Here is a 13,040-nt window from a genome sequence, read left to right on the forward strand (position 1 = left end):
GTAACATGGATAAAAGAAAACCAACTATTCAGAATATTGAAGTGAGTGACCACACCGCAGAGCTGTCGCTGCGTGTGGATGCTGACATCTTAGATTTCCAAGGTCATTTCAGTCACTTTCCTCTTTTACCCGGCGTCACTCAAATTGACTGGGCGTTGTTCTACGCCGTTCAATATTTGAACACCCCCAAGGTATTTAAAGGAATGGAAGTCATCAAATTTCAAGAGCCGATTCTGCCAAACGCCGACGTTTGTCTCTCACTCTCTTGGGACAATGAGCGCGAGAAATTGACCTTTAAGTACACATCGAAAAACGGTGAAACCTTGGTGACTCACTCTTCAGGCAAAATGAAACTGGGTGAGTCACGTGAGTGATTACCGTCCCTGCTTTTTAATTCCTTGCTACAACCACGGCAGCACAATTGCAGACGTGGTTGCATCGTTATCCTCTTTCGATTTGCCAGTGCTGGTCGTGGACGACGGCAGTAATGAAGACACCAAACAAGCGCTTTCAGCGTTGAGTGAGCAAGGGCTGATAAAACTGATTAGTTTGAGTGAAAACCAAGGCAAAGGTGGCGCGGTGATGGCTGGCCTACATCAAGCTCACCAACTTGGTTTTACGCACACCATTCAAATCGACGCAGACGGTCAACACGACCTAGAAGCATTGCCGAAGTTGCTCAGCGCCAGCAAAACAAAACCAGATAACCTGATTTCGGGCCAACCGATATACGACGAGAGCGTACCTAAATCCCGTTTGTATGGTCGCTACGCTACGCACGTTTGGGTGTGGATAGAAACCTTGTCACTGTCTATCAAAGACAGCATGTGCGGTTTTCGCGCCTACCCAGTGGCGAAAACGGTCGCCGTGTTGAACAAGTACAACATCGGCAAACGTATGGATTTTGATATCGAAATTCTGGTGCGAATGTACTGGGAAGGCGTCGATATTGATTTTGTTCCAACTCGCGTGATCTACCCTGAAGGTGGCATTTCCCACTTCGACGCATTGTGGGATAACGTCAAGATAAGCTGGATGCACACTCGCCTATTTTTTGGCATGTTGCCGCGCATCCCTTCGCTACTCGCCAGAAAGCGCCGTCGCACAGATGACAGCAATGCCCACTGGTCTAAACGAAAAGAACAAGGCACAATTTTAGGCATCAAAACCTTACTCGCGGTATACCGCTTGTTCGGCAGAAAAGCGTTCGACCTGATTTTAAAGCTAGTCATGCGCTACTACCACTTCACGGGTAAATCTGCCCGTGAAGCGTCTGAGATTTACCTGCAAAACTTGCAGCGCTACACAGCGCAGCAGAACATCCCACTGCCAAAACAGTTGGACAGCTATCATCATCTGCTTTCCTTTGGGCGTACCATGCTCGACAAACTGGCAGCATGGCAAGGTGACTTTAACGTCGATAACCTAACCATTCACGGCCAGCATCATTTCGAAGAGATGGCGCAGAAAAAACAAGGCGTGCTCATTTTAGGCTCGCACCTTGGCAATATCGAACTCTGCCGCGCGCTTGGTCGTCGACACTCTCATGTCAAAATCAATGCCTTGGTATTTACCCAACACGCTGAACAATTTAATGCGGTAATGAAGGCGGTAAACCCAAATTCGGAACTGAATCTTATTCAAGTCAGCTCAATGGGACCAGACACCGCGATTCTGCTTCAACAAAAAATCGAGCAAGGCGAATGGGTAGTGATCGTTGGCGATCGCACTTCCACCAGCAAAGAAAATCGTGTCGTTTGGGCAGATTTTCTTGGTAAACCCGCACCATTCCCGCAAGGCCCATTCATGCTGGCCTCGGTATTAAAAGCGCCGGTTTACCTACTCTTCGGCCTACGCGACGACGAAGCAAATACTCCGCATTTTAATGTGTACTTTGAACACTTTAGTGACCAAATCACGCTACCGCGCAAAGAGCGTCAGCAGGCACTAGAACACGTTGTTCAACAGTACGCACACAGATTAGAACACCACACACTGCAAGCGCCGTTACAGTGGTACAACTTTTTTAACTTCTGGACTTTAAGTAATCAGCCACATGACAAACAACAATAATCACAACATCACTTTTGGTGCCCAATCTTTAACCATCGAAGATGTCGTTGCCATTGCTCAAGGTGCAAAGGCAAACATGAACACCTCGCCAGAATTTACCGCGAAAATTGATCGTGGTGTGGCGTTTCTGGAACGATTACTGAAAGAAGAAGGCGTTATTTACGGCGTGACCACGGGTTACGGCGATTCATGTACTGTGGCGATTCCACCCGCGCTTGTGGATGAACTTCCGTTGCACCTTACACGCTTCCATGGTTGTGGCTTAGGTCAAATCCTTTCTCATGATCAAGCTCGTGCGGTGTTGGCAACCCGTTTGTGTTCATTGTCGCAAGGCGTATCTGGCGTGTCTCACGATCTGTTGAACCAAATCGTTACGCTTATCAATCACGACATTGCGCCGCGTATTCCACAAGAGGGCTCGGTGGGCGCAAGCGGCGATTTAACGCCTCTGTCTTACCTAGCGGCGACCTTAATTGGCGAGCGTGAAGTGCTTTACAAAGGCGATGTGCGACCAACACAAGAAGTGTTTGCAGAGCTGGGCATTGAGCCAATTCGCCTAAAACCAAAAGAAGGTTTGGCGTTAATGAACGGTACATCCGTGATGACTGCCCTCGCCTGTCTTGCCTACAAACGCGCAGAATACCTAGCGCAGCTTTGCACCAAGATTACCGCGATGGTTTCTGTGGGTATGCAAGGTAATGACTTCCACTTTGATGAAGCGTTGTTTGCGGTAAAACCTCACCCTGGTCAACAGCAAGTTGCGGCTTGGCTGCGTGATGATCTCAATGCTGAACGTCCGCCACGCAATAGCGACCGACTGCAAGATCGCTACTCGCTGCGTTGCGCGCCACACGTAATTGGCATGGTGCAAGACTCACTGCCTTGGCTACGTCAATTGATCGAGAATGAACTAAATAGTGCCAACGACAATCCAATTATCGATGGCGACAACGAGCGCGTTCTGCACGGCGGTCACTTCTACGGTGGTCATATCGCAATGGCGATGGATACGTTGAAAGTGAACATTGCCAACTTAGCTGATTTGCTGGATCGTCAGATGGCGCAATTGATGGATTACAAGTTCAATAACGGCCTGCCGTTTAACTTAACCGGTGCAGAAGGCGAACGTAAACCGATCAACCACGGCTTTAAAGCGGTTCAGATTGGTATCTCAGCTTGGACGGCAGAAGCGTTGAAAAACACCATGCCAGCGAGCGTTTTTTCTCGCTCAACCGAATGTCACAACCAAGACAAAGTGAGCATGGGCACCATTGCGGCTCGTGATTGCCTACGCGTACTTGAGTTAACAGAGCAAGTTGCTGCGGCTTCACTCCTAGCAAGCGTTCAAGCGGTTGAGATTCGTCGTCGTCATAACGAATTGGACGAACACCACATGAGTCAGAGTTTGCGAGTAATTCGTGACGCCGTACTGAGCGAGTTTGAATTTGTGATTGAAGATCGCCCGTTAGAACAAGATTTGCGTCATTTCATTGAACGCATTCAGCAACGTCATTGGCCACTCTACGCGGAGGTATAATGCAAGAGCAGGTTCTCTACCCATTAGAAGCGGAGGTGACTATGGTCACCTCATTCCAAGATGCAGACCCGATGGGCGTGATTTATCACGGCAACTTCTTTCGATATTTTGAAGAAGCGCGTCGTGTGCTGATGGAGAAGATCCAATACAGCTATCGCGATATGCAAGACTCTGGGTACATGTGGCCGATCATCGACACGCGCGTTAAATACGTGAAGGCGATTCCGTTTAATCACACCATTCGTATTACCGCGCAACTCACTGAGTGGGAAAACCGCTTACGTGTGGATTACGTGATTTACGACGCCGAAACGAATCAACGTATGTGCAAAGCGCATACAACGCAAGTCGCCGTATCCATTGAAAAGCAAGAGATGTGCTTTGTTTCTCCAGCAGTCTTTTTAGATAAAGTAGAGCAATGGCACAACCATGGGAGCCTGAACTAATGCAAAAGTGGTTACTCTCTTTTTTGCTGATATTTTCTGTTCCAGCACTGGCCACACCGACTGCAAACGTAACGGATTTGGCATCGCTTCAGCAGCAGTTGTCTCAGCATGAAATCGTACGCGGAGATTTTACGCAGCAGCGTCATCTGGAAATGTTCAGTCAACCTCTAACCTCTAAAGGTCAGTTCACACTGAGCAAAACACATGGCTTGTTGTGGCAACAAACAGAACCTTTCGCAGTCAATTTGGTATTGACGGAAAACAAACTTCGTCAGACTTTTGCCGACCAAGCACCGAAAACGATCTCTGCACAAGAAAACCCAATGGCGTTCTACTTTAGCCATGTGTTTTTATCCGTGTTCCACGGGGATACTTCTGCACTGCAAGAACAATTCACACTCGATTTTTCAGTTGAGAACAATCAGTGGCAGCTCATTTTAGAGCCAAAACAGTCGCCATTAAATGCGGTGTTTAAAGCCATCACCCTTTCAGGTAAAACGCACATTGATCGCCTAACCCTACAAGAGCTGCGTGGCGATAAGACCGAAATCACGTTTACGAACCAGACCTCTCTACCTCAGGAACTCACGGATGCCGAAGACGCTCAATTCCGTTTCTAAACTCAGTCTCGGCACTCATACCTTTGCTCTGGTTTGGCTCAATCTCGTTGTTTTAGCGGGCGCGTTGCTACTCAAACAATGGGTTTGGAGTGCAGAATCTCCGATTGAGACCAACATTTTAAAACTGCTGCCTAAGAACCAACAAAACCCGGTGGCTGAGCAAGCCTTTGAGTCGGTCTCGGCAAGTATGAGCGACAAAGTCATTTTCGTGATCACAGCGCCGGACAAAAATGCCCTTTTTGCAGCGGCCGCTGAATTTGATAAGGGGTTACGACAAAGTAATCATTTTCGCGATGTGGTGGGAAAAATCTCACCTCAAGAGCAGCAAGCTTGGGCAAGTTACTACTTTAAGCACCGTTTCCAATTGCTGACGCCTGAGCAACGAGAGCGTTTAAGCAAAAATCCAGAACAGCAAGTGCAGCATGTGATTCAGTCTCTGTACAACCCGTTTTCTGGAGTGACTGGGCAAGAGTTACAAAATGATCCTTTCTTGCTATTTCGTGATTATTTAAGCCAAGTTACCCAGCAATCGTCCTCTTTCCGATTGGATAATGGCTATCTATCCGTCGAAAAAGACGGTGCTCAATACTTGCTTATTACTGCTGAGCTTAAAGACTCGCCTTATAGCCTAACTGGGCAGCTTGCCGTCCCTGACATTCAAGCGCTAGAACAAAGCGTCGTGCAGAAATATGGCGCTGAAGTGGCACATACTGGCGTTCTATTTTACGCCGACTTTGGTACGCAAAGTGCCAAATCGGAGATCAGTACCATCGGTGTGTTCTCTCTGCTCGGTATCATTGCATTATTCGTGTTGGTCTTTCGTAGTGTGATGCCACTGTCTCTCGCACTGCTTTCCATCACCATTGGTTTGCTCGTTGCGTTGTCCGTTACGACGTGGATTTTTGGAAAAGTCCATCTGTTCAGCTTAGTGTTTGGCGCAAGTTTAATCGGCGTGTCTATCGACTACGCATTCCACTACCTAACCGAACGTCTTGCGGCGGGAAATGAATGGGATAGCGAGCAAGGGTTAAAGCATATTTTCATAGCTATCACACTTGGCTTAATCACCAGTTTGATCGGCTATTTGGGCATGTTAGTTGCGCCGTTTCCTGGTTTGCAGCAGCTTGCGCTGTTTTCATCCATTGGTCTGATTGCCGCTTACATCACCGTGGTGGCTTGGTATCCGATACTGGCTCGTAACCCATCGCGATCCATTTCGACATTACCGGGACAATCACTGTTGGCGAAATGGTTAACGCTTTGGAATCAACCTCGAATTAAAGTCGGATTGCCGATGTTATGTGTGGTTGCGAGTGGCTTTTTCTTGCTGCAATTGAACTACGATGACGACATTCGTCTACTGCAAACGATGCCGAACGATCTCAAGCAGCAAGAAACCTTGATTACGACGCTTAGTGGCATGCAATCTTCACAGCAAATGTTGGTCGTTACCGCCGACGATGACGAAAAACTAATGAAAAAGCTGGAGTCTTTGACGCCAACATTAGAAGCGTGGAAAGCGGACAGCACCATCGAAAGCTACCAAAGTCTGAGCCGCTACTTGAGCTCAGTGGAGCGTCAGCAACAAGACTATCAATTGATTCGCGATCTTTACGCAACACAATCCAGCCCACTTGCATCCGGACTGGGCTTAAATAAAAAGCCCAAAATGGACGCCGACTTTATCCCTGTCACGGTTGAGCAGTACTTGCAAAACCCGGTATCGGCACCTGTGCGTTTTCTTCATTTGGGTAAGATCAAAGGAAAATCGGCAACGGTAGTGGTGTTAAACCAATTGCAAGACTCCGCCGTTGTTAAGTCTTTTGCCAAATCGCAGTCTGATATTGTCTACCTAAACAAAGCAGAAGAAATTTCCTCCCTATTTGGTGAATACCGAATCAAAATCATGGAGCTATTGGTAGCCGCCAGTGCTGTGATCTTTCTGGTATTAATCAAGCGGTACGGTCTGCAACACAGTTGGCGAGTTTTACTGCCATCATTGATTGCTTGCGCCTGCGGTCTGGCAACGGCAGTCGCGATGGGAACAACATTAAACCTGTTCAACTTGCTTGGCTTGGTGCTCATTCTTGGTATCGGGATCGATTACACTCTGTTCTTTGCCGAGAAAGCCCGCAGTGTGAGCACACTATTGGCGATCACCCTTTCGGCAATAACCACTGCGCTGTCATTTGGGTTGCTGTCACTAAGCCAAACTCACGCGATTCACAGTTTCGGCATTACGGTGTTAAGTGGTATTTTTGTCGCTTGGCTGCTCTCTCCGATTGCGATTAAAACAGAGGAAACGACGTCATGATTTTTAACCATGCTTTTCGCTGCGCGGCGTTAATCGCACTGAGTCTGTTTTTAAGTGCATGTAGCTTGGTACCTCACCAATCGACGCCTCAGGTCGATATTGCCGAGCACACCCAAGTTAGCTTGCCCACTCCCACAAGCTTGGGCTATCAGTTGTCTGCCAGTCAGTTGATTACGGTTTCTTGGGCAATAGATGGTAAAACCACATCTGAGCAACTTCCGGTACAACTGCAAGTAACCAACAACGAAGTGGTGCTGGCAGGCTTCTCATCCTGGGGGACAAGAGTACTGTCATTGTCTTACGATGGAGAACAAATCCAAACCGAAGTACTCAACGGTTTACAAGGTTCGCTACCGCAGCCAGAACAGGTATTATTTAACCTGATGATCACGCTCTGGCCGAGTTCCGCTTGGGAAGGATCGTTAAATGAGGTAAGGTGGCGAATTATTGATAAAAATAATTCTCGCGCCATCTTTGATAGCGACGGTGAAAAGATCATTGAGATTCAATACAGCTCTTCTAACAAGTTAGAGGGTAAGATTGATTTTCATCACCTCAAACATCAGTTTTCAATTTCTATTCAAACACTGCAACATCAGATTAATTAAGAACAATTTAGAATAACAATATGCCTATTCGCTCTTCTCAACCTTTGTATATTCAGGCCTGTGGCTTTCACTCTGCCATGGGGCAAGATGACGCGCTCATCCACCAGTGTTTATCGGGAGCGAAGCCATCCAACATGGTGGTTGACCAAGATATTTTAAATTCAGGCCGCCAAACAGTAATTGGTCGAATTGCACAGACGTTACCGCAATTACCGACCACACTCAGCCAGTTGGATACGAGAAACAACCGCCTCGCACTGTCGGCTTTGCAGCAAATCGAAAGCGACGTGCGTGAAGCCATTGCTAAATATGGTCGTGACCGTATCGCAGTCGTGATCGGCACCAGCACATCTGGCATTTCAGATGGCGAAATCGCATTTGGCGAAAAGCTGGCAAATGGTGAGTTTCCTGCCGACTACCATTACACCAAACAAGAACTTGGCAACTGCAGCGATTTTATTGCCACCTACTTTGATTTGAGCGGCCCACATTACTCAGTTTCCACCGCTTGCTCTTCTAGTGGTCGTGTCTTTTTAACCGCGCAGCGCCTGATTCGCTCTGGCATTGTTGATGCGGTCATTGTAGGTGGTGTGGATACCATTTGTCGCCTCACACTAAACGGCTTTAACGGTTTAGAAGCCCTATCCGATACCCTTTGTAAGCCGTTTGACCAACATCGCAACGGCATCAATATCGGCGAAGCCGCAGCATTAATGTTGCTAAGCAAAACACCTGCGCCCGTTGCTCTTCTCGGAGCTGGCGACAGCTCAGACGCACACCATATTTCCGCACCACATCCAGAAGGGTTAGGCGCAGAAGAAGCGATGAAAAAAGCGTTGGCCAATGCAGGACTTACAGCGCAAGACATTGGTTACATCAACGCGCATGGCACAGCAACGCCGTTAAACGATGCGATGGAAAGCAAAGCCATTCATCGCTGCTTTGGTGACTCCGTCCCTGTGAGCTCTACAAAGCCACTTACCGGACACACATTAGGCGCTGCAAGTGCAACGGAAGCCGCGATCGCTTGGCATATTCTCAAGTACAACCTTGATTTGCCAATACAACACTGCGAAACCAAAGCAGACGATATCCATATATCGTTAGTTGAGACGCCAACCAAACTGGGTAACAAAGCGATTCTCAGCAACTCTTTTGCTTTTGGTGGCAATAATATTAGTCTTATTTTTGGTTACGCTCATGACTAAACTTCCTCCCATCGAACAACTTTTGCCACACGACAAACCAATGATTTTGGTCGATCGTGCCTTGGATGTTCAACAAGATACGATTCACTGCCAGGTTGATATCGCAGAACACAACCCGTTCTTCGACTTGGCCTCTCAAACTGTGCCAGCTTACGTTGGCATTGAGTTTATGGCGCAATCTGTCGCGGCGTGGTCTGGTTACCACGCATTAATGAAAGAACAAGCACCACCGATTGGCTTTTTACTTGGTAGCCGTCGATACACGTCTGAATGCGATACGTTTTCTCGCGGACAGGTGCTCGATGTGTATGCTGAAAAAGTTATGGAAGATAACGGTATGGCGGTTTTTTCAGCCCGTATTGAGCTACAAGGAACTGTTGTAGCGACTTGCCAATTGAACGTTTACGTTCCATCAGAAGAAAAATTACAAGAAATGAAAATCAGGAGTCAACAATGACCCGACAAGTCCTCGTTACAGGTGCCAGCAAAGGCATCGGTAAAGCCATTGCCGTTCAATTAGCCAAAGATGGTTTCCAAATCATTGTCCATTACATGGGCGATCAACAAGGCGCGCAAGACACCCTAAACACCATCGAACAGCATGGTGGTAGCGGTCGTCTTATCCAATTCGACATCAGTGACCGTGCAGATTGTCGTGAGAAGCTAGAAGCCGATATCGCCGAACACGGCGCTTACTATGGCGTCGTGAACAACGCAGGCATCACAAAAGATACCGCTTTCCCTGCGATGACCGAAGAAGAATGGGATGGCGTGATTCATACCAACCTAGATAGCTTTTACAATGTTCTTCACCCTTGTGTTATGCCAATGGTGCAAAAACGCAAAGGCGGCCGAATTGTTACGCTTGCATCAGTCTCTGGCCTAATGGGTAACCGCGGTCAAACTAACTACAGCGCAGCGAAAGCGGGCGTAATTGGTGCAACAAAATCACTCGCACTTGAACTGGCAAAACGCAAAATCACCGTCAACTGTGTTGCTCCGGGGCTTATCGACACAGGCATGGTAGACGAACACGTAAAAGAACACGCGATGCCGCAAATTCCTTTGCGCCGCATGGGAGAGCCACAAGAAGTTGCTGGTTTAGTCAGTTACCTTATGTCTGACATCGCAGGCTATGTAACTCGCCAAGTCATTTCGGTAAACGGAGGCCTAGTATGAGCCGTCGAGTTGTTGTAACCGGAATGTCGGGTGTGACTGCGTTTGGTAACGATTGGCAATCTGTCGAGCCAAAACTGCGTGACTGCCAGAACGCGACGCAATACATGCCTTCTTACGAACAGTATGATGGTTTGAACACCAAGCTCGCGGCACCCATTTTAGATTTTGAACTGCCAAAGCACTACAAGCGCAAGCAAGTACGCGGCATGGGCCGTGTTTCCAAATTGGCGACCGTCGCAACAGAAAACGCACTAAGCCAAGCAGGTTTGATTGGTAACGACGTACTCACCAATGGCCAAACGGGTATCGCATACGGCTCATCAACAGGCAGTACTGACGCAATCGGCGCATTTGGTGTCATGCTGAATGAGAAAACCACTAAAGCGATCACCGCAACGACTTACGTGCAGATGATGCCACATACCACGGCGGTGAACGTTGGTCTATTTTTCGGTTTGAAAGGCCGAGTGATCCCAACCAGCAGTGCATGTACCTCTGGCAGCCAAGCAATCGGCTACGCCTACGAAGCGATCAAACACGGCTACCAAACGGTCATGGTTGCGGGTGGCGCTGAAGAATTGTGCCCAACGGAATCCGCTGTCTTCGATACCCTTTTTGCCACCAGTCTGAAGAATGAAGACCCGAAAAGCACACCAAGACCTTATGACTCCGATCGCGATGGTTTGGTGATTGGTGAAGGTGCGGGAACGCTAGTTCTGGAAGAGTACGAACACGCCGTCGCTCGTGGCGCGAAAATCTATGCAGAAATCATCGGTTTTGCCAGCAACTGTGATGCCGCACACGTCACTCAACCACAGATGGAAACCATGCAAATCTGTATGGAAATGGCTTTGCAAAACGCGGGCATTCCTGCTGAGAAGATCGACTATGTATCTGCTCACGGCACTGCCACCGACCGCGGCGATATTGCGGAAAGCAACGCAACAGCGAATGCTCTGGGCAAAGTGCCAATAAGTTCACTCAAGAGCTACTTTGGCCACACACTAGGCGCCTGTGGCGCGATTGAAGCGTGGCTAGGTTTAGAAATGATGCACACAGGCTGGTTCAACCCAACGCTCAACCTAAAAAACCTCGACGAGCAATGTGGTGATTTAGACTACATCGCCGGACAAGGCCGAGAGCTGGACGTGAAATATTTGATGAGTAACAACTTCGCCTTTGGCGGCATCAACACCTCCATCATCTTTAAAAAGATGTAATGCCCTTGGTAAATGCAAAAGCGCTGGTTAACCAGCGCTTTTTTGTTGGTTGCCTATCAGGTTCATATATCACGCTGTAACGGCAAACAAGACATTACCATTCCGCGATACAAAGGCGACTTTTAACACCACGAATTTGTAATCCCATCGCTTCAAAGACATGCTCAAAATCTTGGCAAGATGCTGGCACATTAGGTAGCGACAATGAAGCCTCGGTAAAAAATGTCCGACTCAAACTATCCGTCTCTCCCCAAGCTAACTGCCACCAATCCAAAATTCGCGGCTTAGACGCGTTTAATCGATAGCTAGCAGGAATACGATCACGTTTGTTCAGGTTTTCAGCCTTAGAAGTTGGTAGCAAGTTCCACTTATCATTGTTAGGCCAATAAGCAAAAGGCAAACAGTGATCAACGTGATACTCATTTCGTAATTTGCTTCCACTCCATACGCTGACAATGTCGGAGTGGCTGAGTTTCAACTGAACAATTCGCTTTCGAACGGCTCGCGTATCATGGTCTTTATCAATCCAGACCAAACAATCGTGATACGTTTGCAGTGGAATACCCCGCTCTTGATTAGACCGAAATCGTTGCATTTCCATAATCCACTGGTTGACTACCAGCGGCTCAATCCAAGAGTTATACAATCGAAAACAATCCCAAAGGCTTTCATCCAACACAAACAGCCCATAGCTTTCGAGGAACTCACTATCCACAACAATTGAGCCTTTATTAGGCTTTTTAGCTGAACGAATTATTTCAAAGTAAGGGTTTGATTTATCACCTTGATAGGTAAAGGTGACGGGGCCATCTTTTATGGTTTTTAAGCTGTCTTTTATTGCTTTATCAAGCGCCACTGCGTCTTCGCCAAAAAATGTCGTGCCTATAGCAAGATCATCAGGACTTAAATGGGAAAGTCTGCCCCAACCATCGGGCTTTATAAAACCTAGCCCTTTAGACGAGTTCGAGCTTTGCTGGATGTTCTCTTTATCGATTAAACGCTTAAATTGACGAATCCAATATAAGCCGACTAATCCTAATGGGATGGCAACTTTACCTTCGCTGCGGTCAACCACTGCACCAGAATGAGCGTCTGCAATCCGTAGTAAAGTACGCAGTAGTGCGAGTTTATAGGTAGCCGATTTGGAATCATTGACGATAATGTGGCGAACCTTATTCAGATCACCAGAACCATCATCAGGCAAAGACATAACTACAGTTTGCCAAGATACACCCATTCGCTTTAACTGATCATCATCGAGAGATACGTTTCTCACCATTAACGCGCTATTCTTTGCAAACTTTTCAAGCTCTTCAACCGATACCGGATAAGCTTTACGACCGTCAGAAAAGTCACCGTGACGAAGGCTAATCACCAATCGACCATTAGGCGCTAACAAATTTGCAAGTTTGCGAAATGCACGTTCACGGTGCGTAGGCGCAAGATGCATCCATACCGCACTGACAAGAATTAAATCGAAGCGAAAGCCAAGATTAATGGTTTTCTCAAGCTTAGGTAATGCATCTTCAAGCCAAGTAACGGAATCGCCACAGTAAGACTTACCAAGCCTTAGAAGTGCTTGAGCAGGCTCAATCGCAACAACTTCACACCCATGTTCAGCCATCCATTTCGCGTCTCGACCAGAGCCCGCGCCAACATCTAACACGCGATCTCCAGCCTGGGGCCAGAAAACTCTCCAACTCGCGTGGACATCCTCAAACTGGAGCGATGTGTATTGCTTCGCAAAAGAGTCGGCGTGTTGGTCATAAAAATTAGAAGTGGCAGGCATAAAGACTAACGAAAGATAATTAATATGCGTCCATATTAATTGCTAG

General features: G+C 47.5%; 12 protein-coding genes. 11 read left to right on the top strand and 1 reads right to left on the bottom strand.

Annotation, left to right across the window (positions count from 1 at the left end; all coding sequences use genetic code 11):
• Positions 1-5: 5 nt before the first annotated feature.
• Genes L3V27_RS11975 through L3V27_RS12025 form a run of 11 tightly spaced genes read left to right on the top strand, consistent with a single transcriptional unit; the run spans position 6 to position 11,205 of the window.
• A complete protein-coding gene (locus L3V27_RS11975; RefSeq protein ID WP_021449611.1) occupies positions 6-374 on the top strand; it encodes a hypothetical protein in 369 nt (122 codons plus the stop codon).
• Positions 367-2,073: a glycosyltransferase family 2 protein gene (locus L3V27_RS11980; protein WP_237311915.1), complete on the top strand. Its 1,707-nt coding sequence runs from the start codon at positions 367-369 to the stop codon at positions 2,071-2,073. The genes L3V27_RS11975 and L3V27_RS11980 overlap by 8 nt, the downstream gene beginning before the upstream one ends.
• Positions 2,057-3,610, top strand: coding sequence for an aromatic amino acid ammonia-lyase (locus tag L3V27_RS11985; protein WP_237311916.1), 1,554 nt, complete (start codon positions 2,057-2,059; stop codon positions 3,608-3,610). Before L3V27_RS11980 ends, L3V27_RS11985 begins: the two co-directional genes overlap by 17 nt.
• Positions 3,610-4,056 (top strand): acyl-CoA thioesterase, encoded by a 447-nt coding sequence (locus L3V27_RS11990; RefSeq protein ID WP_005388315.1) that lies wholly within the window; start codon positions 3,610-3,612, stop codon positions 4,054-4,056. Before L3V27_RS11985 ends, L3V27_RS11990 begins: the two co-directional genes overlap by 1 nt.
• Positions 4,056-4,676 (top strand): outer membrane lipoprotein carrier protein LolA, encoded by a 621-nt coding sequence (locus L3V27_RS11995; protein WP_170903129.1) that lies wholly within the window; start codon positions 4,056-4,058, stop codon positions 4,674-4,676. Before L3V27_RS11990 ends, L3V27_RS11995 begins: the two co-directional genes overlap by 1 nt.
• Positions 4,648-6,990, top strand: a complete 2,343-nt coding sequence (locus L3V27_RS12000; protein WP_237311917.1) for an MMPL family transporter — start codon at positions 4,648-4,650, stop codon at positions 6,988-6,990. Before L3V27_RS11995 ends, L3V27_RS12000 begins: the two co-directional genes overlap by 29 nt.
• Positions 6,987-7,598, top strand: coding sequence for a DUF3261 domain-containing protein (locus tag L3V27_RS12005; protein ID WP_237311918.1), 612 nt, complete (start codon positions 6,987-6,989; stop codon positions 7,596-7,598). Before L3V27_RS12000 ends, L3V27_RS12005 begins: the two co-directional genes overlap by 4 nt.
• A gap of 20 nt (positions 7,599-7,618) precedes the next feature.
• On the top strand, positions 7,619-8,806 hold the full coding sequence (locus L3V27_RS12010; RefSeq protein WP_237311919.1) for a beta-ketoacyl-[acyl-carrier-protein] synthase family protein: 1,188 nt from the start codon (positions 7,619-7,621) through the stop codon (positions 8,804-8,806).
• Positions 8,799-9,263, top strand: a complete 465-nt coding sequence (locus L3V27_RS12015) for a hotdog family protein (protein ID WP_005396020.1) — start codon at positions 8,799-8,801, stop codon at positions 9,261-9,263. The genes L3V27_RS12010 and L3V27_RS12015 overlap by 8 nt, the downstream gene beginning before the upstream one ends.
• Complete coding sequence (fabG, locus tag L3V27_RS12020; RefSeq protein ID WP_005396021.1) at positions 9,260-9,985, top strand: 3-oxoacyl-ACP reductase FabG; 726 nt, start codon at positions 9,260-9,262, stop codon at positions 9,983-9,985. The genes L3V27_RS12015 and fabG overlap by 4 nt, the downstream gene beginning before the upstream one ends.
• On the top strand, positions 9,982-11,205 hold the full coding sequence (locus tag L3V27_RS12025; RefSeq protein WP_005382295.1) for a beta-ketoacyl-ACP synthase: 1,224 nt from the start codon (positions 9,982-9,984) through the stop codon (positions 11,203-11,205). Before fabG ends, L3V27_RS12025 begins: the two co-directional genes overlap by 4 nt.
• A gap of 94 nt (positions 11,206-11,299) precedes the next feature.
• Here the strand turns inward: L3V27_RS12025 and L3V27_RS12030 are convergent, their stop codons facing one another.
• Positions 11,300-12,994, bottom strand: a complete 1,695-nt coding sequence (locus tag L3V27_RS12030; protein WP_237311920.1) for a class I SAM-dependent methyltransferase — start codon at positions 12,992-12,994, stop codon at positions 11,300-11,302.
• Between the last annotated feature and the right edge of the window lie 46 nt (positions 12,995-13,040).

Origin of the sequence: Vibrio sp. J2-3(2022) (assembly GCF_021725735.1) — a bacterium.
Classification (GTDB): Bacteria; Pseudomonadota; Gammaproteobacteria; order Enterobacterales; family Vibrionaceae; genus Vibrio; species Vibrio diabolicus.

What these genes read in the sequence shown, in the direction of transcription:
- L3V27_RS11975 (WP_021449611.1), top strand. Translation starts at nt 6, where the DNA reads ATGGATAAAAGAAAACCAACTATTCAGAATATTGAAGTGAGTGACCAC.
- L3V27_RS11985 (WP_237311916.1), top strand. Translation starts at nt 2,057, where the DNA reads ATGACAAACAACAATAATCACAACATCACTTTTGGTGCCCAATCTTTA.
- L3V27_RS11990 (WP_005388315.1), top strand. Translation starts at nt 3,610, where the DNA reads ATGCAAGAGCAGGTTCTCTACCCATTAGAAGCGGAGGTGACTATGGTC.
- L3V27_RS11995 (WP_170903129.1), top strand. Translation starts at nt 4,056, where the DNA reads ATGCAAAAGTGGTTACTCTCTTTTTTGCTGATATTTTCTGTTCCAGCA.
- L3V27_RS12000 (WP_237311917.1), top strand. Translation starts at nt 4,648, where the DNA reads ATGCCGAAGACGCTCAATTCCGTTTCTAAACTCAGTCTCGGCACTCAT.
- L3V27_RS12005 (WP_237311918.1), top strand. Translation starts at nt 6,987, where the DNA reads ATGATTTTTAACCATGCTTTTCGCTGCGCGGCGTTAATCGCACTGAGT.
- L3V27_RS12010 (WP_237311919.1), top strand. Translation starts at nt 7,619, where the DNA reads ATGCCTATTCGCTCTTCTCAACCTTTGTATATTCAGGCCTGTGGCTTT.
- L3V27_RS12015 (WP_005396020.1), top strand. Translation starts at nt 8,799, where the DNA reads ATGACTAAACTTCCTCCCATCGAACAACTTTTGCCACACGACAAACCA.
- fabG (WP_005396021.1), top strand. Translation starts at nt 9,260, where the DNA reads ATGACCCGACAAGTCCTCGTTACAGGTGCCAGCAAAGGCATCGGTAAA.
- L3V27_RS12025 (WP_005382295.1), top strand. Translation starts at nt 9,982, where the DNA reads ATGAGCCGTCGAGTTGTTGTAACCGGAATGTCGGGTGTGACTGCGTTT.
- L3V27_RS12030 (WP_237311920.1), bottom strand. Translation starts at nt 12,994, where the DNA reads ATGCCTGCCACTTCTAATTTTTATGACCAACACGCCGACTCTTTTGCG.